Below are 22,995 nucleotides of genomic sequence, written 5' to 3'. Positions count from 1 at the left end.
TGGACCAGGGCACGGCAAGCGCCGGCAAACGATTCAGGGCGCTGCTTTGGTCGTCTGTGGATGGGTCCGGGGCACCGCTTCCGGTGGCGTTGCGGCGACGCTCGAGTGGCGAACGAACAGTTCGCCACTTAGCTGAATAGTGGTGACGGGATGATCGGGATTTGCCAGTTGCCGGGTAATCAGATCGATCGTCGTTGCGACCATCTGGTCCACGGGCTGGCTGTAAGAGGTCAGCGAAAAGCGTGGCCAGTGCCCGAGCGTGATATCATCGAAGCCGGCCACGGCAATGTCCTCGGGGATGCGCAGGCCTGCAACGTCGCGCAGCGCCTCCATGCCGCCCATGGCCAGGATATCATTGGCAAAGAAGATCGCGTCAGGCCGGCTGTTGGCAATCAGCTCGAGCGCTGCATGATAGCCCGCTTCGAAGCTGTATTCTCCGGCGGACATGCTGTGAGTGAGCACCATACCCAGTTCGGCGACGCGCTGGATGAAGGCGCCCTGGCGCTCCATATTGGTGGAGGTGTGGGGCAGGCCGCCGATATAAGCTACCTTGTGCCGCCCGATCTCGTGGAAGTGGTTGGCGATGGTCCGCGCGCCGTCGACATTGTTGCAGGTGACCGTCGCGATGCCGCCCTCCGGAATGGCCCGGTTGACCAGGACCGCGGCCCGGCCTTCGGTGGCCCAGCGCAGCGAGGGGCCGGACACCACCGTTGCCGAGATGACCACAACCGCATCGACATTGTATTTGCGCAACGCGACCAGCTGCTCTTCGACATTGGAGCCGCGCGTGATGTTGAACATCAGGCTTTGCAGCCCCGCCTGCTGCAGGCTGCGCGACAGTTTCTCGATCAGCGTCGGGTAAAAAGGGTTCTGCATCTCCGACACGACGATGCCGACGATATTGCTGCGGCGCGTCGACAGCATCGAGGCGATGGCATTGGGTTGATAGTCCAGTTCCTCGGAGGCGCGCAGGATGCGCTGGCGCAGTTCAGGGGAAATGGAGGTGCCGGGTGTAAAGGCCCGCGAAACTGCCGACTGGCTAACACCCAAAAGACGGGCCAGCTCCCGCGCGGTGATCGGCTTGGTCCGTTTGGTACCTGCAATATCAGCCCCGCTCATGCACCCACCCGATCAACTCGCTGGCGATCTATCGCACGAAGTGACAAGCGGATGCAAACTCGTCGTTGCATACGGATGCAATGACGGCTACAGTTTCAAGGTAAGGCAACCGGAACCGACCCCATGACAACGCGGGCGGACGGGCATGCCGGCGCGGGCCTTTCGGTGCGCGGAGGAGCTTTTTTCTGACACGTGTTGTAGTCGAGGAGCGGCCATGACTGGCGCCTTGGGTCACCTGAATGTGGTCGATCTTTCCAATAGCCTTGCCGGGCAGTATTGCGCGCGGCTGTTCGCCGATTTCGGGGCCAAGGTCGCGCTGGTCGAGACGTCCGATGGCTCGCCTGTCCGGCGGATGCCGCCCTTTGCCCGGGATGGCGAGTCACTCCAGTTCGCGCATCTTAATCTCGGCAAGCGGTCTTATGTGATTGAGGGGATGGATGATCCGTTGCTGGCCGGTTTGCTGGGTGCGGCGGATGTGGTGGTTTTGCCGGGCGATGGGGATGGGGCGGCGGTGTCTCGCCGGTATCCGGCGGCTGTTGTTGTGGTGGCTTCGAGTTTTGGTAGCGACGGGCCGCGGGCGGGGTGGTTGGGGCCGGAGATTGTGCTGCAGGCGCTCTCGGGCATGATGCACAACAATGGCGCGGCGGGACGCGAGCCGCTTTTTGGTACGGGAAATCGCGCGGAGATGGCGGCTGGGGTCGGCGCCTATATCGGCGCGCTGACGGCGCTTTATGCGCGGGAGGCTACGGGCCGGGGGCAGGTGGTGCGGATCGATGCAGCCGAGACGGCGGCGGCCATGTGTTTTCCCTATGTGATGCAGCACATTTATAACGGTACGGATCGCCTGCGGACCGACCAGGCGGTGCAGGCCGGGCAGGTGCTGTGCCGCGATGGCTGGGTGTGCATCTGGATCTATAATTTCCGCTGGCATGCGCTGCTCGAGGCCTTGGGCCTCCTGGACTATGAGATGGACCCGCGCTTTGCCGATCCGGCCGAGCGGCGGGCACATTGGGACGCGCTTTTCGCCATTATCCAGGACAAGGTTGCCGATATGGCGGCGGAGGATCTGGTCGAGGTTTTACAGACGGCGCAGGTGATTGCGGCCAAGGCCTATCGCCCTTCCGAGTTGATCAAAAGCCGGCATCTTCTGGCCCGTAACTATTGGGAAAAAGTGGACGGCAGGACCATTCTTGGGCCTCCATTCCGCATGACCGAAACGCCCCGGCAAGTGCAGGGTCCGGCGCCTGTTCTGGGCTCTGCTGGTGACAGCGCTGGTCCCGATCGCGCCCAGAAGATCAAGAGTGGTGTTGCGCCTGCACGCCCGCTTGGCGATGTGCGTGTCATCGAGTTGACGACGGCCTGGGCGGGGCCGATGTCGGGGCGTGTGCTGGCCTATTTCGGGGCCGAGAGCATTCATGTCGAGGCGCCCAATCGGGTCAATTCCTGGCGGCTTAACAAGGATAAGCCCAACCCGGTGAACTTTCCCGACGGCGAGCCGGGTAGTCGCTGGTACGACCGCTCGTTCCTGTTCAATTCCCAGAACGTCAACAAGCTCAGTTGCATCCTTAATCTCAAGACCGAGCAGGGACGGGCGACGCTGCGGCAGCTGGTCGGCGTGGCCGATGTGCTGATCTGTAATTTCCGGCCGGGCACGCTGAAAAAGCTCGGGCTGGACTATGCGGCGCTTGCTGCCATCAAGCCCGATATCATCGTTGCCGAGCTGCCGGCCTTTGGCGTAACCGGCCCGATGGCGAGCTATGCCGCGCTGGGGCCGACGATGGAAATGGCGGCCGGTATGTCGGCGATGATCGGCTATCCCGATGGCCAGCCGGAGGTGACCGGGCCGTCCTATCTCGATCCGATTGGCGGGTTCAATGCCGCGGCGGCCGTGCTGACGGCTTTGATTTATCGGCAGCAAACGGGCAGGGGCCAGTATGTGGAAGTGCCGCAGGTTGAGGCGGCCATGCAGTTGATCGGCGCTGAAATTCTGGCGGCTGCTGAAACGGGGATTGATCCCTTGCCCAGTGGCAACCAGGTGAATTTCGCCGCGCCCCATGACGCTTTTCCGGCAGCGGGGGCGGATCAATGGGTGGCGATCGCGGCCCTTGATGAGGGGCAATGGGTGGCGCTGTGCCACGCCATGGAACGTCCAGAATTGGCTATAGATCCACGGTTTTGTTCGCTGCAACAAAGGCTTGAGCACCATGCGGCGCTCGGCGAGATTATTTCAGGCTGGACCCGAACGCGCGACAAGCACGCCATCGCCGAGGGGCTACAAGCGCTAGGGGTGGCGGCGGCTCCGGTGCAGACGCCCAAGGATCTTGCGGCGGACCCCTACCTCGATTATCGCGGTTTCTTCACCGAACTCGAGCATCCCGATGCTGGCCGGCATCGTCATCCGGGTCTGCCGATTCACTTGAGTGAAACGCCCGGTGGGCAGGTGCGGCCGGCGCCGCAATTCGGCGGGCACAACAGGCATGTGCTCGAGACCATATTGGGGCTGACGCCTGAGGAAATAGCTGTCATCGAAGCCAGCGATGCGATGGGCAATGTCCCGCTGGCGGGGGCGTAGATGAGCGCCTTGGCAACATCGTTTCCGGCTGAGCTGAAGGTCCATGTTCTGCTCGGGGATGCCCCGCATTATCGGGGTTCGATCCATGACGATGCCGTGGCGCGGGCGCGTGGCTATAAGGCTGCGCTGGTGCCGGGGGCCTTTGTTTATGGGCATATGAGCCGGTTGGCTATCGAGGCCTGGGGACAGGACTGGGCAGAGCGCGGAGCCATGTCGGCCCGCTTTCGCCGGCCGGTCTATAATCATGAGAATATTACGGTCAGTGCCGGTCCATTGCTCGATGAAGATGGTGCGCAGAAGGCCATGGTCGTGGTTCGGAATGGCGATGCCGAGGAGGTGGCCGAGGGCTGGATTGCCCTGCCGCACCGGGCGCCGGAGCCGCCAGAAGATGGTGCCGTTAAATTATTGCCAATGCTCGATAATCCGCCTGTGATTGCGGCGGGCGGCCTGCAAGCCGGGCTGCCGCTGCGCAGCCGGGAGCGGGTGCTGACGGAGGAGGCGTTCGAGACCTCTCTGGCCGATTTTGGTGAGACGCATGGGCTCTATCGAGATCCCGGTTTCGTGCATTCGGGCATGCTGATGCGGCTTGCGATGGGCGATACCAATTCGACCTGGAAACTGCCGGGGCCCTTTGTGCTGGTGTCGACGGAGACGCAGCATTTCGGATTGGTGTGTCCGGGCCAGCAAATCCGGGTCGGTGGCGAGGTGGTCGAGACGTTTGAGCGCAAGGGGCGGCACTATCTGGTGAGCGAAGAATACATGTTTGCCGATGGCAAAATCGCAGCGCGTTTTCGGAGGACGCAGATCTATGGATGAGCCATTTGGCGTTACCCTTGAGGGGCTAAATGTTAGCAGACTGTTCCCCGTGACAGCAGAAAACGTGAGTGATTTCGTTCGCCTCAGCGGCGACGACTATGAGGCTCATACCGATCCCGATTTCATGGCCAGATCGAGTTTTGGCCGGCTCATCGCTCATGGTGCATTGCTGGTCGGCTATATGTCGGCCGTCGGTACGATGGCGATCCGCGCGGCTCAGGCGCGGGGCAATCGCGATGTTCCGGTGTCGCTCGGCTATGACAGGTTGCGCTTTGTCGCGCCGGTTTTCTTCGGCGACACAGTGACCGCCAGCTACACCATCAAGAGTGTGGACGAGGCCAGGCGCCGCTCTCTCGCCGATGTTGCGGTGGTCAATCAGCACGGCGTGACGGTGGCTGTTGCCGAGCATGTGATGAAATGGATGAATACGGATGCAAAAGAGGGCTAAAGGCTCTTGCATACGGTTTCAATACGGGTAAGCTGAGCGAAGAAATTGCACCAAAAGCCGACTTCAGATCGGCAGGTGCGGAGGAGAAGGCTATGGCGAGGCATCGGCAGGTGCGGATGACGCGCGCCGGTCGTGGTGCGTGATGGGACGGTTGCCGGCAGCAAGCAGGCAGGACTATCGCTGGTTTTGCGACATCACCTTGCGCTGGAACGACATTGACGTGTTCGGCCACGTCAACAATGCGCAATATTATGAGTTCTTCGACACCGCGGTCGTGCGCTTCCTTCACACGCAGAGGGATGCCCGCATCGCGCCGGGCGGGATGTCGATGGTGGTGGCGGAAAATGGCTGCCGGTTTCTGCGCGAAATCGTCTTCACCGACCGGCTCGAAATGGGCCTGAGGGTGGAGCGGCTCGGCACATCCTCGGTTCGCTACGGGCTTGCCGCCTTCATCAATGGTGGAGCTGAGGCCGTGGCCGACGGCCACTTTGTCCATGTCTTTCTCGACCCCGCTACCAAGCGGCCGGCGCCGCTCGATCGAGCAGTGCGCCAACATCTCGAAACCATCGCTATTGCCCAGGAGATATCCGCGTGAGCCGTGCGTCAGTGATCAAAGCCGTCGATGCCTTCCAGGTAGAATGGAATCCGGGCGACCCGCCGGGCCGGCGCAGTGCGCTGGTCAAGGTGACGACCGAAGAGGGACTGGTCGGCTATGGCGAGGCTTCGCCCATGCATGGCGGCGAGCATTCCCTCTGGGTGCTGCGTGATGCTGCGGCCTCGCTGGTCGGCGCCGATGTGCTGGACCATGCGGTGATCTATGACCGGCTGCTGCATCGCTATGTGAAGCTGGGGCCGGAAGGCGCAGTGACCGGCGCGCTGGCCGCGCTCGACATCGCGCTCTGGGATATCAAGGGCAAGCTGTTCAACCTGCCGATCTACAAACTGCTGGGCGGCGGCTGGCGCACGGAAGTGCCCTTTTATGCCTCGATTGGCGGCAATGCCGGCCGCACCGTGGACGAGACGGTGCGCGTGGTGGAAGCGCGCTGGAAGAGCGAGACGCCAGCCGCCATCAAAATCCGCTGGGACGGCGACCGCACGCGGCAGGACTATGACATTCCCGGCGATATCGCCAAGGCCAAGGCGGTGCGCAAGCTTGTCGGCGACGACTTCCCGCTCGCCTTCGATGCCAATAATCAATATTCGGTCGGCGGTGCCATTCGCGTTGGCCGGGCTCTGGAAGAGCTGGGTTTCATCTGGTTCGAAGAGCCGGTGCAGCACTATGACGTGCGCGCCATGGGCGAGGTGGCGCAGCGGCTCGACATCACCGTTTCGGCGGCCGAGCAGACCTATACGACCCAGGCGCTGGTCGACGTCATCAATGCCGGCGTACGCATGGTGCAGCCCGATATCGTCAAGATGGGCGGCATTACCGGGCTGATGCAATGTGCCGCCATCTGCTTCGCCCATGGCGTCGAACTGGTGCCGCACCAGACCCAGCCAACCATCGGCCACGTGGCGAACCTGCATGTGCTCGCGACCATCATGCATCTGACCAAGCCTGCCGAATTCGCCGACCCCGATACCCGCATGCATCCAGCCTTCCGCAATCTGCCCAAGCCGGAAGGCGGAAAATTCCGCATTCCGGATGGTCCGGGGCTGGGGCTCGACCTGATCGAAGACGAACTGGAAAAGCGCCGCCGCTAAGCGCGCCGCCGGAGGAGACTTTTTATGACTTTGAACCGCCGCAACTTCCTCGAACTGGCTGCTGCTTCGACGGCGCTGTCGGGCCTTGGCCTTTCGGCCGCGCAGGCGCAGGGCGATGATACGATCCGCATCGCGCTGGCCGCGAACGGCCCGCGCCATTCCGATCCGAACCAGACGACGCAGGGACCCGACAACTGGGCCACCGAGCAGATGTATGAGCAGCTCGCGCGTCCCGATGACGGGCGTTTTGCTCTCAAGCCCGAGGAATATCTGCCGGTTCTCGCGACGGAATGGACCGTATCGGAAGATGCCAGGACCTGGACCTTCAAGCTGCGCGAAGGCGTGCAGTTCCATCGTGGTTATGGCGAGATGACCGCCGAGGACGTGGCCTTCACCTATTTGAAGGCCAAGGATTTTGGGACCGGGCGGGTCATCATGGCCAATGTCGCCGATGTCGTCGCCAATGGTCCTTATGAAGTGATCATCACGCTGACTGCGCCCGATGTGAACTTCCTCGGCACAACGGTCTTTGCGCTCAATACCAATATCGTCTCCAAGAAGGCCTATGAAGAGATCGGGGTGGAAGCCTTCACCACCGATGCCGTGGGGACGGGTCCCTATGAACTGGTGCGCTACGATGCGGAGAAGGGCGTCTATCTCAAGCGCTTCGAGGACTATTGGGGCGACAAGGCCAAGGTCGGCAATATCGAGTGCCTCTATATTGCCGATACGACGGCGCGGACGTTGGCTTTGGTCTCGGGCCAGGTCGATATGATCGAAGCGGTGCGGGCGCCGGGCTGGATCGATACGATCAAGCAGCGCGACCCGAACCTTCTGGTCGATATGACGGTGCCGGGCTCGTTCAATACCCTTCACATCAACCTCAACCGTAAGCCGTTCGATAATCTGCTGGTGCGCCAGGCGCTGATGCACGCCATCGACCGGCCGACGGTGGCCCAGGCACTCGCGCCGATGGGTGGGCTGCTCGTTGGGTTGCAGCCGGACTTCTTTCCGCCGGGGCTCAAGACCGCGGACCTGCCGGCCGAGCTGCAATATCCCTATGATCCTGAAAAATCCAAGGCGCTCCTCGCCGAGGCGGGCTTTCCCGATGGGGTGAGCTTTGACGCGCTTTGCAGCCAGCGCGAGGACTATTCCTCCACCATGCTGATCGTGCAGGAGCTGATCCGCCCGGCCGGGTTCAACATGAACCTGATCATCGGGGATCACACCGCCTATCACGCCGACAATCGCTCGGACAAAAATACGCTGGCGATGCACGCCTCGAGCTATCCGCCGATCCCGACGCAGATCTACATCCAGCAGCTTTATTCCAAAGCGGAAGTGAAGGCGGACGGAACGGGCGGCGGCAATTACAGCCATTATGGCGTCGCTATTCCGGGGGTCGATGACCTCCTCGAACAGGCGCTCGCGGCGACCGACTACGACACCTATGTCCAATTGTGCCGCGAGATCGAGCTGAAGGTTCTTACAGACCTGCCGCTGATCGGTCTTTCGACCCTGTCCTACACCATGGTGCGCAATCCCCGTCTCGACCTCGGCTACGCGGTGGAGAGTGGTTACGCACGTTGGAGACTGCATCGCGCCACCAAGGCGTGATCTCTATCGCGCCGCTACGGCGTGATTTCAAAGCCGGCAAAACGGCGTGATCGATGTTCTCTGGGAGGAGGCAAGATGAGCCTGAACAGACGGAATTTTCTCGAACTTGCCGCGGCCAGCACGGCGCTGAGCGTGGTGGGTGTCACCGCGGCCAATGCGCAGGATGCGGACATCATCCGGATCGGCATTGCCGCCAATGGCCCGCGCCATTCCGACCCCAATGAAACGACGCAAGGGTCGGACAATTGGGCGACAGAGCAGATGTATGAACAGCTCGTTCGGCCTGACGATGGCCGCTTCGCGCTCAAGCCCGAGGAATATCTGCCGACGCTGGCGACGGAATGGAGCACGTCGGACGATGCCAGGGTCTGGACCTTCAAGCTGCGCGAAGGGGTGCAGTTTCATAAGGGTTTTGGCGAGATGACCTCGGAGGACGTGGTGTTCTCCTATGAGCGCGCCATCGACCACGGCACCAACAAGACCATCTTCTCCAATATCGAGAGCGTGGTGGCCAATGGGCCCTATGAGGTGACGATCACGCTCAAGACGCCCGACGTGAACCTTCTGGGCACGACGATCTTTTCCAATAACAGCTCCATCGTTTCGAAAAAGGCTGTCGAGGAAATCGGGGCGGAAGCCTTCATCACCGATGCGGTGGGAACGGGGCCTTATGAACTGGTCACGTTCGATCCGGAATCGGGCACCAAGCTCAAGCGGCATGAAGGCTATTGGGGGGATAAGGCCAAGATCGCCAATGTCGAATGCACCTATATTGCCGATACCACCGCGCGGACGCTGGCGCTCCTGAGCGGGAATGTCGATATCATCGAGGCGGTGCGCGCGCCGGGCTGGATCGACTCCATCCTCCAGCGCGACGCAACGCTGCAGGTTGATATGACCGTGCCCGGCTCGTTCAACACGCTCCATATCAATCTCAACCGCAAGCCGTTCGACAATCTCTTGGTGCGGCAGGCGCTGATGCATGCCATCGACCGGCCGGCAGTGGCGCAGGCGCTGGCCCCTATGGGCGGCACCATGGCGGGATTGCAGCCGAGTTTCTTTCCGGCGGGATACAAGATCGAGGACCTGCCGGCGGAGCTGCAATATCCTTATGATCCCCAGAAATCCAAGGCGCTGCTGGCCGAGGCCGGGTTCCCCGACGGCATCAGCTTTGACAGCAATTGCAGCCAGCGCGAGGATTATTCCTCGACCATGCTGATCGTGCAGGAGCAGTTGCGACTGGCCGGGTTCAACATGAACCTGATCATTGGCGATCACACCGCCTATCATGCCGACAATCGCTCGGACAAAAATACGCTCGCCATGCATTCGTCGAGCTATCCGCCGATCCCGACGCAGATCTATTTCCAGCAGCTGTCGTCGCGTTCGGAGGTGAAGTCGGACGGCTCGGGCGGCGGCAATTACAGCCATTACGGTGTTGCCATGCCGGGCATCGACGATCTGCTCGCCACCGCGCTTTCGGCGACGGATTACGAGACGTATCTCGAAACCTGCAAGCAGATCGAATTGCAGGTGCTGCGTGACCTGCCGCTGATCGGGCTGTCGACGCTGTCGTTTACGGCGGTGCGCAATGCAAGGATCGACCTCGGCTATCCCGTCGAGAGCGGCTATGCGCGCTGGCGCTTCCACCGCGCCACCAAGACGGCCTGATCCAAACCTCCGGGCGCCCGCTGCGGCGGGCGCCTCAACCTGAAAGGCGGCGCAGCAATGGCACGATACCTTCTTCTGAGGCTGGCGGATGCCATCCCCACCATTCTCCTCGTGCTCACGCTCGTGTTCATCGCCATGCGTATCCTGCCGGGCGATCCCGCATTGGCAGCGCTGGGCGACAATGCGCTGCCCGAGCAGATCGCCGAATTCCGCGAGAAAATGGGCCTCAACGTGCCGTTGTGGCAGCAATATTTCAATTTTCTGGGCGGGGTGCTGACGCTCGATTTCGGGCGCTCGCTGCTGTCCAATACGCCGGTGTTGCAACTGATCGCGCAGAACCTGCCCTATACGATCGAGCTGACCGTGATGGCCATGCTCATGGGCATTGTCGCCGGTATTCCGCTGGGCGTGATCGCCGCGACCAATCGCAACAAGATGCCCGATAGCGGGGTGCGGATTTTTTCGCTGATCGGCTATGCCATTCCCGATTTTTATCTCGGCGCGCTTTTGCTGATCACCTTCTCGCTCAATCTGGGCTGGTTCCCGATCAATGGGGCCGGCGACGGGTTCGTGGACCGAATTTATCATGTCTTCCTGCCGGCGCTGACGCTGGCCTTCGTCAAGGCGGCGTTTCTTGGGCGGCTGACGCGGACGAGCCTGCTTGAAGTCTTCGGCAAGGATTACATCCGCACCGCCCGCGCCAAGGGCGCCAAGGAAAGCCGGGTGATCTACCGGCACGGGCTGCGCAACGCCATGCTGCCGATCACCACGGGCCTGGGTCTGAGCCTTCTTTCTACGCTCTCCGGATCGGTTGCCATCGAGCTGGTGTTCAACCGGCCGGGCATCGGGCGCCTGCTGATCAGCGCCATCGCCGAGCGCGACTATGCGGTGATCCAGGGCGGGGTGCTGGTCTTTGCCATGTTCGTGGTTCTGATCAACCTCCTGATGGACCTGGTCTATGTCGTCGTCGATCCTCGCGTGAAGGTGCAGTAAATGGCCGCTATGTCCGAAGGCAGCATGCCCTCCATTCCCGCCTTGCCGGGGCCGTTGACGATGGTCCGCAAGATTCTCTTCGGTCGCGCTACGACGATCTTTGCCAGCGCTATTATCGCCGTTTTCGTGGTGGTCGCGGTGCTGGCGCCGTGGATTTCGCCCTATGATCCGCTGGCGCAATCCATGCTCAAGATCAACAAGCTGCCGAGCTGGGACAATTGGCTGGGGACCGATCAGTTCGGCCGCGATGTGCTGAGCCGGATGATTTACGGCTCGCGCAATTCGCTGCTGTTCGGCTTCATCTCGCCGGTGCTGGCGGCGATTTTCGGCACGCTGCTGGGCGTCGTTGCCGGTTATTTCGGCGGCACGGTGGACCGGATCATCTCGCGGCTGGTCGACCTGCTGCTGGCCTTTCCCGAACTGCTGCTGGCGATCCTGATCGCGGCGGTGCTGGGTGGCGGCTTCTGGAACATCATCGCCGTGATCACCATCGCCTTCGTTCCCGGATTTGCCCGGGTGGCGCGGGCGCAGACCCTCTCGGTCAAGCAGGAACCCTATGTCGAGGCGGCCATCGCGGTAGGTGTGCGGACGCCGGTGATCATCCTGCGGCACATCATTCCCAATATCATGGCGCCGATCGTGGCGCTGATGACCCTGTGGGTCGCCTCGGCCATCCGGATCGAAGCCTCATTGAGCTTTCTCGGTATCGGCACGCAGGCGCCCAATCCGAGCTGGGGCAATATCATCCGCGATGGGCTCAACAGCCTTTTCGGTTCGCCCTGGCCGATCATCGGGGCGGGCGCGGCCATTACGCTCGTGGTTCTGGCCTTCAATCTTGTCGGTGACGCGGTGCGCGATGCACTCGACCCATCCACGGCCCGCTAGGAGACCATGCCATGACCGCAATGGGTAGTTTTGCCAAGGAAGCCATCGCGCCCGAGGCCGGGTCGGACAATGTGGTGTCGGTCCGCGATTTGAAGACCTCGTTTCGCACGCCGAGCGGATGGGTGGATATCGTCAAGGGCATTTCCTTTGACATCGCGGCCAAGGAAACCCTGGCGCTCGTAGGGGAGTCCGGGTCTGGCAAGTCCGTGACGGCGCTCTCGATCATGCGCCTCTTCGATCCCGAGATGAGCCGGGTGGAAGGTTCGGTGAAACTCGGCGGCCGGGAATTGCTGACGCTGAACAAGGCCGAGATGCGCGCCGTGCGCGGCCGGCAGATCGGCATGATCTTTCAGGAGGCGATGACCAGCCTCAATCCGCTACAAACCATCGGCAGCCAGATTGCCGAAGTGCTGACCATCCATGGCATCATGTCGGGCGGGGAAGCGATGGTGGAGGCGGAGCGGCTGCTCGACCGGGTGCGCATGCCGGCGGCCAAATCACGGCTCAACGACTATCCGCATTCGCTCTCGGGCGGTATGCGGCAGCGGGTGATGATTGCGCTGGCGCTTGCCTGCAAGCCAAAACTGCTGATTGCGGACGAGCCGACCACGGCGCTCGATGTGACCATCCAGGCGCAAATCCTGCAGCTGATCAAGCAATTGCAGCATGAAGAGGGGATGGGCGTGCTGTTCATCACCCATGACATGGGCGTGGTCGCCGAAATTGCCGACCGGACCGTGGTGATGCTGCAAGGCGAGGCGGTCGAGGCCGACGGTACCGATGCCATTTTTGCGCGGGCGCGCCACCCCTATACCAAGGCCCTGATTGCGGCAGTGCCAAGACTGGGCACGGCGAGCGGCAATGGCCAGCCACAGCATTTTCCGACCCTTGACCGCGAGAGCGGGCAGATTATTTCGGGCAAATTGCGCCCCGACACGATCCGGCACAGTGCCGAGCCGGTATTGCGGGTAAAAAACCTCGTCAAACGCTTCGATCTTCCGGGCGGCTTTTTCTCCGGGCCGCGCGGCCGGGTGCATGCGGTGGAGAATGTGAGCTTTGACCTGCGCCCTGGCGAGACGCTTTCGCTGGTGGGGGAATCGGGGTGTGGCAAATCCACGACCGGCCGGACGCTGATGCGCCTCGTCGAGCCGCAAAGCGGGGAAATCGCCATTGATGGCACCGATATCCTGGCGCTGGACAAGGAGCGCATGCGCGACATGCGCCGGCATATCCAGATGATTTTCCAGGACCCCTATGCGAGCCTCAACCCCCGCATCACGGTGGGCGAAGCCATTGTCGAGCCCTATCTGACGCATAAGCTCGGGAGCAAGGCACAGGCACGGCAGAAGGCGATGGAGCTTTTGGGACAGGTGGGCCTCGCGCCCGAAATGGCCAATCGCTATCCCCAGCAGTTTTCCGGCGGACAGCGGCAGCGTATCTGCATTGCCCGCGCGCTCTCGCTCGAGCCCAAGATCATCGTGGCCGACGAGTCGGTTTCGGCGCTCGACGTATCAATCAAGGCCCAGGTGGTGAACCTGATGCTCGACCTGCAGGAAAAGTTCGGCCTCGCCTATCTCTTCATCTCCCATGACATGGCCGTGGTCGAGCGCATCAGCCATCAGGTGGCGGTGATGTATCTGGGCGAAATCGTCGAGATGGGACCGGTCAAGGCGGTGTTCGGCGATCCGCAGCACCCCTATACCAAGCGGCTGATGGCGGCGGTGCCCATTCCCGATCCGGCGCGCCGGTTGGAAGTACGCCCGATCAACAATGACGAGATCAGGAGCCCGATCCGCCCCGCCGACTACGACCCGCCCAAGCGCGAATATCGCAGGGTATCGGACGGGCATGTGGTGCAGGTCTGGGGTAGCGACTGGACGGTATAGACGGCGTGCCGCGACACGGTCACCATGGTGTGCCGGATCGTGCCGATGTCCACTGGAATTGAAGAAGAGGCAAGACAATGAGTTTTCGTGCGCTGGTGACCGATAGGGATGCCGAGGGCAAGGTTTCCTCCGCGGTAAAGCGGCTGGAGGATGACCGGCTGCCGGAAGGGGAGGTGAGCGTCGATGTGGATTGGGCCGGGCTCAACTACAAGGACGGCCTCTGCCTGACTGGGGCCGGCGGCCTTGTGCGCAATTATCCCCATGTGGCGGGCATAGATTTTGCCGGCAGGGTGCGCGAGAGCGCCGATGAGCGCTATCGGCCAGGCGACCAGGTGGTGCTTACCGGCTGGCGGGTCGGCGAAGCCCATTGGGGCGGCTATGCGGAAAGAGCACGGGTCAAGGCCGACTGGCTGGTGCCGTTGCCTAGGGGACTCTCCACGCGCGACGCCATGATCGTGGGTACGGCCGGGCTGACGGCCATGCTCTGCGTCATGCGGCTCGAAGCGGCTGGCGTGACGCCGGCTGGCGGAGAAGTGCTGGTGACGGGCGCCGCGGGCGGGGTTGGATCGATTGCGGTGTCGCTGTTGGCGCGGCTTGGTTTTGATGTGGCGGCCCTGTCGGGGCGGCCGGAACATGCCGATGCGCTGAAGGCGCTCGGCGCGCGCAGCATCATCGCGCGCGATGCCTTTCTGGCCGAACCGGACAAGGTTCTGGAAACGGCGCGCTGGGCCGGGGCGGTGGATAGCGTCGGCGGCAAGGTTTTGGGCAAGCTGCTCAAGCAGATGAAATATGGCGGGGCCGTTGCTGCCATCGGCAATGCCGGCGGGATCGGCCTTGAGACCAATGTGCTGCCCTTCATCCTGCGCGGCGTGTCGCTGCTCGGCGTCGATAGCGTCATGCAGCCCTATGCCCAGCGCGTGGCCGCCTGGTCGCGCCTCGTGGAGGAATTCGACCGCGCGGCCTATTCGGACATGGTGAGCGAAGTGGGCCTCGACCAGCTCCCGGCGGCGGCGGCGCAAATCCTGGCCGGGCAGGTCAAGGGCCGTATCCTCGTCAATCCGCGGGACACGGCATGAGCCTTGTCGTCTGTCATCAATATGACGACGGGCGCGCCGGTTCGGTCGGCGAGGGGGTTTTGGGCGACGTTCGTTTCGTGGCGCTGGGTACGACGCCCGAGACCGCCTGGGCTATACCCCATAATGCCGAAGTGCTGCTGATCAACCAGAACAGTGCGGCGATCGGCCTGCACAAGGCCATGGCTGCGCCTGCCGGCTGGCCGTTCAACCTCAAATGGGTCCATCTCCGCTCGACCGGCATCGACAAGTATCCCGACTGGATATTCGACGTGCCCACGGTCACGGTCAACCGGGGTGGCTATGCCGTGCCGATCAGCGAATATGTGCTGGCGGCGATGTTGAGCTTTGCCAAGCACATGCCCGCCATCTGGGCCGTCGATAGCAGCGGCTGGCGCAACCACCAGCTGGCCGACCTGTCCGGTCAGACCCTTGGCATTGTCGGCTTTGGCGAGATCGGCAAGGCTATCGCGCAGCGGGCGCTGGCCTTTGACATGACTGTCGTCGGAACACGGCGCTCTCCGGGGCCCTTGGGCGTCGAGGGCGTCGCGTCGCTGCCATTGGACGCGCTGCTGCGGAATTCTGACCATGTGGTGCTCAGTGCGCCACTGACCGCGGAAACCCGCGGGATGATCGATGCGGCGGCGCTGAACCTGATGAAGCCGGGTGCCCATCTCATCAATGTCGGCCGTGGCGCTTTGCTCGATACCGAGGCGCTCAGGACGGCGCTGGACGGCCATCTCGGGGGCGCCACCCTCGATGTTACCGATCCGGAACCTCTGCCGGACGGGCATTGGCTCTTCACTCATCCCAAGGTCCGCATTTCCCCCCATATTTCCGGCAGCTCGCAGCAGACCCGCCAGCGGGCCAATGCTTATTTCAGGGATAATCTGGAGCGGTATCGCAACCGGGTGAAACTGCAAGGCGAGGTGAACAGGGACCTGGGATACTGAAAGCACACGCGGTTTGCCAATGCCATGGCGATTGCCGCGGCACTACCGATGGGCGTGAGCGAACCGGCAACCAAGGCGCCCTGCTGCCTTTACCGCCTCATCCGTCGCCCGGTTGCTGAAAAAACCTCGATGCGTCCGGGGTCGCACGAGACGGTGATAGACCCGTCCCCAAGGATTTCGGTGTTTTCGCGATGTTCGATGACCAGGCTCTGGCCGTCGGCAAGGGTGGCGTAGAGGTACTGGGTGCCGCCGAGGTACTCGCTAAAATCGACCTCGACGGAGAAGGTGGCTGCGCCGGAAGGGCCCACCTCGATATGCTCGGGCCGGATGCCGACGGTCACCGGCGTTCCCGGTTCCGCCAGGCTATATCCCAAGGGGAAGGTCTTTCCAGCCAGATCAAAACCATCGTTTGCCGCGACGCCCGCAAGAAAATTCATCTTGGGGGAGCCGATGAAGCCGGCAACGAAGATGTTGTCGGGGTGTTCGTAGACCTCTCGCGGCGTGCCGACCTGTTCGATCCGGCCATCGCGCAGCACGACGATTTTATCGGCGAGGGTCATGGCTTCGGTCTGGTCGTGGGTCACGTAGATCATCGTGTTGCCGAGCTCTTTGTGGAGGCGGGCAATCTCGATGCGCATCGAGACGCGCAGTTCGGCATCGAGATTGCTGAGCGGCTCGTCGAACAGGAACACGTCCGGCTTGCGCACGATGGCGCGGCCGATGGCGACGCGCTGGCGTTGGCCGCCCGATAATTGACCCGGGCGGCGTTCGAGCAAGGGCTCGATCTTGAGGATTTTGGCGGCTGCCGTGACGCGGGTCTCGATCTCCGCCTTTGGCGTATTGGCCATTTTGAGGCCGAAACCGAGATTGTCGCGCACGCTCATATGGGGGTAGAGCGCATAGGACTGGAAGACCATGGCGATGCCGCGCTGGGAGGGATCGAGATCGGTCACATCGCGGCCACCGATGCTGATTTCGCCGTCGGTGACTTCTTCGAGCCCGGCAATCATGCGCAGGAGCGTCGACTTGCCACAGCCTGAGGGGCCGACGAAGACGACGAATTCGCCGGCCGCTACGTCGAGGTCGATGCCGTGGACGACATTGGTTGCACCATAGCTTTTGCGGACCTGCCGCAGCGCCATGCCCGTTGCGTTTGTCATGCTCGCTCCTCTCAACTCTGACGTAGCCAGACCAGCATTTCGCCGGGCTCGCGGTTGTCCCAAAGGTGGTAGGGCACGAGGCGGGCCTTTTCAGGCTCGGTTGCTGGAGCCTTGTCGGAATAGAGGTCGTCGCCCCAGTTTTCGGCGGTTTCGCGCAGCACCGGAATGTCGATGGCGATGGCGCCGCGCAGGTTCGGAATGGTCGCGGTCTGCGACTGTCCGAGGCCGCGCTGGAGGAGGATGGAGTTGAGGCCCGCACCATTGTCGATGCCTTCGAGGCAATAGACCAGCGGGCCACGCATGACGGCGACACGGCCGGCATCGTGCCGGACGGAGGGATGGGCGCGGAGGGTCCGCGGCTCGAGCGGCAGGTCGAGGGAGATGGTGTCGCCCTTTTTCCATTCGCGTTCGATGCGCACATAGCCGTCAGTGGTTGCGGTGGCGATGTCCTGTGCTTCCCCGTTTACGGCAAGTTTGGCGCCATGGGCCCAGGCCGGAATGCGGAGGGAGACGGCGAACCGGGCCGCTGTTTCCGGTTCGACGCGGATGTCGATATTGCCCGACCAAGGATAGTTGGTGTGCTGGGTCAGCGTGAATTTGGCGCCATTGGCGAGATCGATGCGCGCTTCGCTTTCGGCATAGAGATGCACGGCCACTTCGTCGTCGGCGACGGCGTAGATATAGGAGCCGAGCGAGGTGACGAGACGCGCGATATTGGGCGGGCAGCAGGGGCAGGGGTGCCAGGTCCAGCGGTGGTGCTTGCCGGTTGATTCCAGCGGGTTGTCGTAAAAGAAGGTCTTGCCGTCAGTGGAGAGGCCAGTGATGGCGCCGTTGTAGAGCGCTTGTTCCATGGTGTCGGCATAGCGGCGGTTGGGGCCGCGACCGAGCATGCGGGAGGCCCAGAAGACGAGGCCGACCGAGGCGCAGGTTTCGGCGTAGGCGGTGTCGTTGGGCAGGTCGTAATAGTCGGTAAAGCCCTCATTGGCTTCGGCGGGGCCAATGCCGCCGGTAATGTACATCTGCTTTTGCGTGAGATCGGCCCAGAGCGTTTCGAGCGCCGATGTCAGGCTGTCGTCGTTATACTCGGTGGCAAGGTCCGCCATGGCTGAATAGAGATACATGGCGCGCACGGCATGGCCGACGACCTTGGTCTGCTCGCGTACCGGCAGATGCGACTGGTTGTATTCGAGCGTGTTCTTCTGCACCCCTTTGGGGTCGCGGTTCTGCGCAAGGGCTTCTTCTATGAAGAAGTGCGGCTCCTGTCCGCGCTCGTCCACGAAGAATTTTGCGAGGTCCATATAGTCTTGCTTGCCGGTAACGCGGGCGAGCCTGACCAGCGCCAGTTCGATCTCTTCATGGCCGCAATAACCGCGGACCTGGCCGGGACCGCGTCCGAATTTCTTGACGCAGTAGTCGGCCATGCGGCTCATCACATCGAGGAATTTGCGCTTGCCGGTGGCCTGATAATAGGCGACGGCGCCTTCGATCATGTGGCCGGCGCAATAGAGCTCGTGGAAGTCGCGCAGGTTGGTCCACTTCCATTCGGGCTTGATGCGCTGGAAGAAGGAGCTGAGGTAGCCGTCGGGGTCCTGCAGCTTTTCGTACATGTCGATGATGGCATCGGCCCGTGCTTCGAGCTCGGGATTTGGCTTGCGATAGAGCGAATAGGCGATGGTCTCGATGGATTTGCCGAGGTCGCTATCCCAGAACATCTGCGGCGTGCCGAGCCAATGAAGGATCGGGATGACGATGCCGGGGCTTGGTACGTCCGGGTTGATCTGATCGAGCATGCCGGCGGCGACGCAGCGATCGAGGAGGATTGCCGCGGTGTGGTCGCAGACGGCTTCCTGCCAATCGCCCCAATAGCCGCCAACGGTAACGGACGGAACGGGCAGCGGGCGGAACTGACGGTTGGGAGCGATGGTCATGGGGATACCTGTGGGTGAGATTATTTGACCGCGCCAGCCATCAGGCCGCGCATGTAATAGCGTTGGAGGAGAAGGAAGATGACGAGGCAGGGGATGGTCATGACCATCACGCCGGCCTGCACCGCGCCCCAGTTGATGGCCCCCAGCCGGCCGGCGCGAACGGCGGTCATCAAGACGGGCAGGGTGTATTTGTCATTGTCCGAAAGGAGGATCAGCGCCGCGAGGAACTCGTTCCAGGCGTTGAGGAAGGCAAAGATGGCAACCGTTGCCACGCCGGGCATGACCAGCGGCAGGAGCACGCGCACTAAAAGCTTGATGTCGCGGGCGCCATCGATGCGGGCGGCTTCTTCGATTTCTCGCGGTACCGCATCGAAGGCATTGCGCATCATGAAGACAGAGAAGGGCAGTTGCAGCGTCACATAGACGAGGATCAGCCCGACGAGCGAATTGTTGAGGCCGAGTTTGGCGAGGATAATGAAGAGCGGCGTCAAGATCGACTGGAACGGGATCATCAGCGTGGCGATGATCAGGATGAAGAACACATTCTTGAACGGGAACCGGTAGCGCGAGAAGCCATAGCCGGCGAGCAGCGAGACGATAACCGTGAGAACGACTGTGCTGAGCGAGACGAGCAGGGAATTGAAGGTGTGTTGCCAGATGCCCGAGCCGAACGTGTCGAGGGTGGCGTAGCTGTCAAAGCTGATGCCGGTGGTTGGCCAAGGCGGCAGGGGCGGGGTCTGGGATTCGCTGCCGCTGCGCAGCGATGACAGCCCGGCCCAGAAGAATGGGGCGAGGAAGAAGAACGAGGCGATGACGCCAAAGCCGTGAAAGCCCAGGCTGCCGATAAACTTGCGGCGGACGCGCGCCTCTTTTGTCGCCGCGCTCATTTGTCGTCTCCCACGCGAAGCAGCCAGAGCTGGACGACGCTGAGCGCCACCAGAATGCCGAGAAGGACGATGGAGAGCGCCGAGCCATAGCCGAGCTGGAACGACACGAAGGACTGGTTGAAGATATAGTAGACCACCGAGATCATGCGGTTTTGCGGGCCTCCGCTGGTCATGATGTAAAACTGGTCGAAGGCCAGAACCGAGCCGGTGACCGACAGAATGAGTGCCAGCGCCAGGGTGCGGCGCATGAGGGGCAGGGTGAGAAAGCGGAAGCGCTGCCAGCGGCCGGCGCCATCGATGCGCGCCGCTTCGATCAGGTCGCTGGGGATGGACTGCAGCCCCGTGAGCAGAATGATCATGGTGAAGCCCACGATCTTCCACACCACCATGACGATGATGGTTGGGAAGGCATTGTTGAAGGTGGCGAGAAGATTGGCGCTGCGGCCGGTAACGCCGAACATGCGCAGGATCGGGCTGAAGAGCCCGCTATCGACATTCGCGAGCCAGACCCAGAGCAGCGACGCCGTTGCAAGGCCCACGACCACCGGCATGAAGAAAATGGTGCGATAGGCGCTGACCCCGCGCCGCTCGTTTTGCACGAAAAGGGCCAGTGGGAAGGCCAGGGCGAAAATCGCAATGGTGGCGATGACGGTATAATAGGCGGTGAAGCTCAGCGCCGCCGCAAAGCGCGTGTCGCTGAACATGCGGGTATAATTGCCGAGCCCGATCCAGCTTGGCTGGCCCAGTAGTGGCCAATTGTGAAAGCTCATCCAGACGGTGAACAGCACCGGAATGACGAAAAAGATCGTCACGAGAATAACGGCCGGCGCGATGTAGAGCAGCCCCTGCAATTGGCGGTTTTTGCGTGCGCGGCGTCGCGGTTTCTCTGCAGCCGCAACTGGTGTGGCGATAGTCATGGACATGAAAAAATCCGGTTGAAGATGCGGGAGGCTCTGGCGAACCAAAACCTCCCGCTTTTCCCCATCAGGGCGCGTTGTCGATGATCGACTGCATTTCGGATTGGGCATTGGCGAAGGCGCCATCCACGTCGTCGCCATAGATGGCGGCGTTGGTGAAGGTTGCCCAAGGGCCATTGGCGCTGTTGATCAGGTCGTTGAACAAGAGCGTATAGGGGGTCTTGGCCACGGCGATGGCATCGACGGCAACCTGCAGGCGCGGATCAAGGCCAGCTAGGGTTTCGGCGGCGATATCGGAACGGGTCGGCAGCGAACCGTTCTGCGCCAGGATTTTCTGACCTTCAGGGGAGTAGGCGAACTCGATGAACTCCTCAACGGCGGCAAGGCGCGGGGTGTCCTTGGTCACGACGATATTGTCGCCACCGGCAAAGGACGAGGTGCCTCCTTCGATGCCGGGGATCATGGTCACGCCGAAGTCGATATCGGGGTAGTCGTTGACCAGCGTGCCGATGGCAAAGGCGCCCAGGCTCTGATGGCCGATCTTGCCATTGGTGAAGCTGAGGAAGTTGACGCCATTGTCGGTCGCAGACCCCTCGGGCACGAGGTCCTTTTCCACCATGGAGCGATACTTGGCGACGGCGGCGCGCATCTGCGGGGTGTCGAGCGTCGCTGTCTGCCCATCTTCGGACAGAATGTCGGCGCCCGAGCCCCAAACGAGCGGGGTAAAGGTGAAGATCATGCAGCCGCCGCAGGAGCCGCCGGAAAAGTAGAAGCCGTAATTGTCGCCGCCGAGGGCGCGAATGGCTTCGGCGTTTGCTTCGACCTCATCCCAATTGGCGGGCGCTTTATCCGGGTCGAGGCCGGCTTGCTCGTAAAGGCCCTTGTTCCAGGCGAGCACTGAGGTTTCCACCAGCAGCGGCAGGCCATAGACCTTGTCTTGGTAAGTCCCCAACGTCACATGCGAGGGGGAGAGGCTGTCGAAATAGTCGAGGCTCTTGGCCCACTCGGTCAGGTCCTGCAACTGTCCCGCTGCGGCGAAGGACGGGGTGTAGATCAGGTCGAGCGAGAGCGCGTCAGGCGCCTGGCCGCCGGCAATGGCGGTCGCATATTTCTGCACCAGTTCGGCAAACGGCACTTCGGTCAGCGCGATCTGGTTTTCGTGGCTGGCATTATAGGCGTCGGCCAGCGAGGTGAACGCGGTACCGATGCCGGTACGCACCCACATATTGATGGTTTCCTGCGCCATGGCATTGGAGACAAGGCACAGCGATGCAAGACTGGTGGCGACCAGTAGTTTGCGGATCATGATTTTACTCCTCCCAATTTGGACCTGTGCGCCGGTCCCTGCGTTTAGCTGCGGGGTGCGCCCCCGCAGGATTGTCTGACCACAAGCTGGCATGGCAGCTTGCGGATCCCCGGCTCGACAGTCTCTCCCGCTGCCAAAGCCAGAACCAGGCGGCCAGCTTCCCGGCCGAGTTCCTTGAGATTCATGTCGATCGTCGTAAGCGGCGGGCGCGTGGCGGCGGCCACGATTTCCCAATTGTCGAAGCCGATGACCGAAACATCTGTGGGCACGGAGACGCCGCGCTCGCGCAGGGCATCGACGACGCCGCGGGCGATCTGGTCATTGCCGCAAAAAATGGCATCGGGCTTTTCGCCCGTGGCGTCCCAGATCTGGGCGACCGCTTCGTGGCCCCATTGCTCGGACCAGGCGCCGAAGAAGACCGGAGCGTTTTCGCCGACCGACGCGCGATAGGCACCGGCACGCTCTTCCACCGAGGCAAAGCTCCTGGGACCGGTCACGTGAACCATGCGTTGGCGGCCGAGGCTTTTGAGCCATTCGACAGCCTCGCGCGACCCTTCCGCGTCGTCCGACACGAGGCTCACCGCATCGGCCGGAGCCTTGGTGAACGCGTAGACCACCGGGATGTTGAGGTTGGCGAGATCGACCGGCAGTTGCCGATCGATGCGCTTACCTGAGGCGATGATGCCATCGACCTGTTTGTCGAGCATGGCATCGACATGAATTTTGGCGAGCGCCGGATCGTCCTCAATGGTGCAGAGAAAAACCGATATGCCCTGATCAACGAGCTCTTCGGAAACCCCCGCCATCAGGGGCAGGGTAAAGCGGCCATAGGTGTCATTGGTCAGCAGCCCGACTGTAAAGCTGCGACGCTGTATGAGGCCACGCGCCATCGCATTGGGTCGAAAACCGAGGCTGCTCGCAGCCTCTTTGACGCGGGCCCGGGTTTCCTCGGTCATGCGCCCGGTGTCGTTCAGCGCCTTCGAGGCGGTAGCCACACTGACGCCGGCCGCTTGGGCAACGTCATAAATCCGTACGCGCTTCGTGGGCTGAAATGACAAGG

General features: G+C 62.1%; 19 protein-coding genes. 12 read left to right on the top strand and 7 right to left on the bottom strand.

Annotated elements, in window-relative coordinates; all coding sequences use genetic code 11:
* Window positions 1–33: 33 nt before the first annotated feature.
* Window positions 34–1,119, bottom strand: coding sequence for a LacI family DNA-binding transcriptional regulator (locus ASD83_RS12660; protein ID WP_056311367.1), 1,086 nt, complete (start codon window positions 1,117–1,119; stop codon window positions 34–36).
* Window positions 1,120–1,333: 214 nt separating this feature from the next.
* Between ASD83_RS12660 and ASD83_RS12655 the strand changes: the two genes are divergently transcribed.
* From ASD83_RS12655 to ASD83_RS12600, 12 genes are all read left to right on the top strand, one after another.
* Window positions 1,334–3,691 (top strand): CaiB/BaiF CoA transferase family protein, encoded by a 2,358-nt coding sequence (locus tag ASD83_RS12655; protein WP_056311366.1) that lies wholly within the window; start codon window positions 1,334–1,336, stop codon window positions 3,689–3,691.
* Window positions 3,692–4,507 carry a hypothetical protein gene (locus ASD83_RS12650; RefSeq protein WP_056311364.1) on the top strand — a complete coding sequence of 272 codons (816 nt, stop codon included), beginning with the start codon at window positions 3,692–3,694 and terminating at the stop codon, window positions 4,505–4,507.
* Complete coding sequence (locus ASD83_RS12645; protein ID WP_082561156.1) at window positions 4,461–4,955, top strand: MaoC family dehydratase; 495 nt, start codon at window positions 4,461–4,463, stop codon at window positions 4,953–4,955. The genes ASD83_RS12650 and ASD83_RS12645 overlap by 47 nt, the downstream gene beginning before the upstream one ends.
* Before the next feature lie 142 nt (window positions 4,956–5,097).
* Window positions 5,098–5,550: an acyl-CoA thioesterase gene (locus ASD83_RS12640; RefSeq protein ID WP_082561155.1), complete on the top strand. Its 453-nt coding sequence runs from the start codon at window positions 5,098–5,100 to the stop codon at window positions 5,548–5,550.
* Window positions 5,547–6,659 carry a mandelate racemase/muconate lactonizing enzyme family protein gene (locus ASD83_RS12635; protein ID WP_082561154.1) on the top strand — a complete coding sequence of 371 codons (1,113 nt, stop codon included), beginning with the start codon at window positions 5,547–5,549 and terminating at the stop codon, window positions 6,657–6,659. The genes ASD83_RS12640 and ASD83_RS12635 overlap by 4 nt, the downstream gene beginning before the upstream one ends.
* A 24-nt stretch (window positions 6,660–6,683) precedes the next feature.
* Window positions 6,684–8,276: an ABC transporter substrate-binding protein gene (locus tag ASD83_RS12630; protein WP_056311357.1), complete on the top strand. Its 1,593-nt coding sequence runs from the start codon at window positions 6,684–6,686 to the stop codon at window positions 8,274–8,276.
* Window positions 8,277–8,351: 75 nt separating this feature from the next.
* Entirely contained in the window at window positions 8,352–9,947 is a 1,596-nt protein-coding gene (locus ASD83_RS12625; protein ID WP_056311355.1) for an ABC transporter substrate-binding protein, read from the top strand.
* 57 nt (window positions 9,948–10,004) lie between these two features.
* Entirely contained in the window at window positions 10,005–10,940 is a 936-nt protein-coding gene (locus tag ASD83_RS12620; protein ID WP_056311353.1) for an ABC transporter permease, read from the top strand.
* Window positions 10,941–11,825 carry an ABC transporter permease gene (locus ASD83_RS12615; RefSeq protein ID WP_200946506.1) on the top strand — a complete coding sequence of 295 codons (885 nt, stop codon included), beginning with the start codon at window positions 10,941–10,943 and terminating at the stop codon, window positions 11,823–11,825.
* 11 nt (window positions 11,826–11,836) lie between these two features.
* The gene (locus tag ASD83_RS12610; protein ID WP_200946505.1) at window positions 11,837–13,711 is read left to right on the top strand and encodes an ABC transporter ATP-binding protein; all 1,875 of its coding nucleotides are present in this window, start codon (window positions 11,837–11,839) and stop codon (window positions 13,709–13,711) included.
* A 77-nt stretch (window positions 13,712–13,788) separates the two neighbouring features.
* Window positions 13,789–14,787: an MDR family oxidoreductase gene (locus tag ASD83_RS12605; protein WP_056311350.1), complete on the top strand. Its 999-nt coding sequence runs from the start codon at window positions 13,789–13,791 to the stop codon at window positions 14,785–14,787.
* A complete protein-coding gene (locus ASD83_RS12600; RefSeq protein WP_056311348.1) occupies window positions 14,784–15,737 on the top strand; it encodes an NAD(P)-dependent oxidoreductase in 954 nt (317 codons plus the stop codon). The genes ASD83_RS12605 and ASD83_RS12600 overlap by 4 nt, the downstream gene beginning before the upstream one ends.
* 89 nt (window positions 15,738–15,826) lie before the next feature.
* Here ASD83_RS12600 and ASD83_RS12595 read toward each other — a convergent pair whose 3' ends face one another.
* The 6 genes from ASD83_RS12595 to ASD83_RS12570 all read right to left on the bottom strand — a co-directional run bounded on the left by ASD83_RS12595 (window position 15,827) and on the right by ASD83_RS12570 (window position 22,993).
* Window positions 15,827–16,897 carry an ABC transporter ATP-binding protein gene (locus ASD83_RS12595; RefSeq protein WP_056311346.1) on the bottom strand — a complete coding sequence of 357 codons (1,071 nt, stop codon included), beginning with the start codon at window positions 16,895–16,897 and terminating at the stop codon, window positions 15,827–15,829.
* An 11-nt stretch (window positions 16,898–16,908) separates the two neighbouring features.
* Complete coding sequence (locus ASD83_RS12590) at window positions 16,909–18,825, bottom strand: glycoside hydrolase family 127 protein (protein WP_056311345.1); 1,917 nt, start codon at window positions 18,823–18,825, stop codon at window positions 16,909–16,911.
* A 20-nt stretch (window positions 18,826–18,845) separates the two neighbouring features.
* The gene (locus tag ASD83_RS12585) at window positions 18,846–19,712 is read right to left on the bottom strand and encodes a carbohydrate ABC transporter permease (protein WP_056311343.1); all 867 of its coding nucleotides are present in this window, start codon (window positions 19,710–19,712) and stop codon (window positions 18,846–18,848) included.
* On the bottom strand, window positions 19,709–20,629 hold the full coding sequence (locus ASD83_RS12580) for a carbohydrate ABC transporter permease (protein ID WP_056312409.1): 921 nt from the start codon (window positions 20,627–20,629) through the stop codon (window positions 19,709–19,711). The genes ASD83_RS12585 and ASD83_RS12580 overlap by 4 nt, the downstream gene beginning before the upstream one ends.
* A 67-nt stretch (window positions 20,630–20,696) precedes the next feature.
* Window positions 20,697–21,935 carry an ABC transporter substrate-binding protein gene (locus ASD83_RS12575; protein ID WP_056311341.1) on the bottom strand — a complete coding sequence of 413 codons (1,239 nt, stop codon included), beginning with the start codon at window positions 21,933–21,935 and terminating at the stop codon, window positions 20,697–20,699.
* A gap of 44 nt (window positions 21,936–21,979) precedes the next feature.
* Window positions 21,980–22,993: a LacI family DNA-binding transcriptional regulator gene (locus ASD83_RS12570; protein WP_056311339.1), complete on the bottom strand. Its 1,014-nt coding sequence runs from the start codon at window positions 22,991–22,993 to the stop codon at window positions 21,980–21,982.
* Window positions 22,994–22,995 lie beyond the last annotated feature (2 nt).

Source organism: Devosia sp. Root685 (assembly GCF_001427875.1).
Taxonomy (GTDB): domain Bacteria; phylum Pseudomonadota; class Alphaproteobacteria; order Rhizobiales; family Devosiaceae; genus Devosia.
This window is presented reverse-complemented; position numbering and strand designations above follow the sequence as displayed.

Excerpts from the sequence above, each read along its gene's own strand:
- ASD83_RS12645 (WP_082561156.1), top strand. The coding sequence starts at position 4,461 with ATGGCAAAATCGCAGCGCGTTTTCGGAGGACGCAGATCTATGGATGAG.
- ASD83_RS12630 (WP_056311357.1), top strand. The coding sequence starts at position 6,684 with ATGACTTTGAACCGCCGCAACTTCCTCGAACTGGCTGCTGCTTCGACG.
- ASD83_RS12655 (WP_056311366.1), top strand. The coding sequence starts at position 1,334 with ATGACTGGCGCCTTGGGTCACCTGAATGTGGTCGATCTTTCCAATAGC.
- ASD83_RS12585 (WP_056311343.1), bottom strand. The coding sequence starts at position 19,712 with ATGAGCGCGGCGACAAAAGAGGCGCGCGTCCGCCGCAAGTTTATCGGC.
- ASD83_RS12590 (WP_056311345.1), bottom strand. The coding sequence starts at position 18,825 with ATGACCATCGCTCCCAACCGTCAGTTCCGCCCGCTGCCCGTTCCGTCC.
- ASD83_RS12660 (WP_056311367.1), bottom strand. The coding sequence starts at position 1,119 with ATGAGCGGGGCTGATATTGCAGGTACCAAACGGACCAAGCCGATCACC.
- ASD83_RS12575 (WP_056311341.1), bottom strand. The coding sequence starts at position 21,935 with ATGATCCGCAAACTACTGGTCGCCACCAGTCTTGCATCGCTGTGCCTT.
- ASD83_RS12610 (WP_200946505.1), top strand. The coding sequence starts at position 11,837 with ATGACCGCAATGGGTAGTTTTGCCAAGGAAGCCATCGCGCCCGAGGCC.
- ASD83_RS12640 (WP_082561155.1), top strand. The coding sequence starts at position 5,098 with ATGGGACGGTTGCCGGCAGCAAGCAGGCAGGACTATCGCTGGTTTTGC.
- ASD83_RS12580 (WP_056312409.1), bottom strand. The coding sequence starts at position 20,629 with ATGACTATCGCCACACCAGTTGCGGCTGCAGAGAAACCGCGACGCCGC.
- ASD83_RS12595 (WP_056311346.1), bottom strand. The coding sequence starts at position 16,897 with ATGACAAACGCAACGGGCATGGCGCTGCGGCAGGTCCGCAAAAGCTAT.
- ASD83_RS12625 (WP_056311355.1), top strand. The coding sequence starts at position 8,352 with ATGAGCCTGAACAGACGGAATTTTCTCGAACTTGCCGCGGCCAGCACG.
- ASD83_RS12605 (WP_056311350.1), top strand. The coding sequence starts at position 13,789 with ATGAGTTTTCGTGCGCTGGTGACCGATAGGGATGCCGAGGGCAAGGTT.
- ASD83_RS12650 (WP_056311364.1), top strand. The coding sequence starts at position 3,692 with ATGAGCGCCTTGGCAACATCGTTTCCGGCTGAGCTGAAGGTCCATGTT.
- ASD83_RS12600 (WP_056311348.1), top strand. The coding sequence starts at position 14,784 with ATGAGCCTTGTCGTCTGTCATCAATATGACGACGGGCGCGCCGGTTCG.
- ASD83_RS12615 (WP_200946506.1), top strand. The coding sequence starts at position 10,941 with ATGGCCGCTATGTCCGAAGGCAGCATGCCCTCCATTCCCGCCTTGCCG.
- ASD83_RS12620 (WP_056311353.1), top strand. The coding sequence starts at position 10,005 with ATGGCACGATACCTTCTTCTGAGGCTGGCGGATGCCATCCCCACCATT.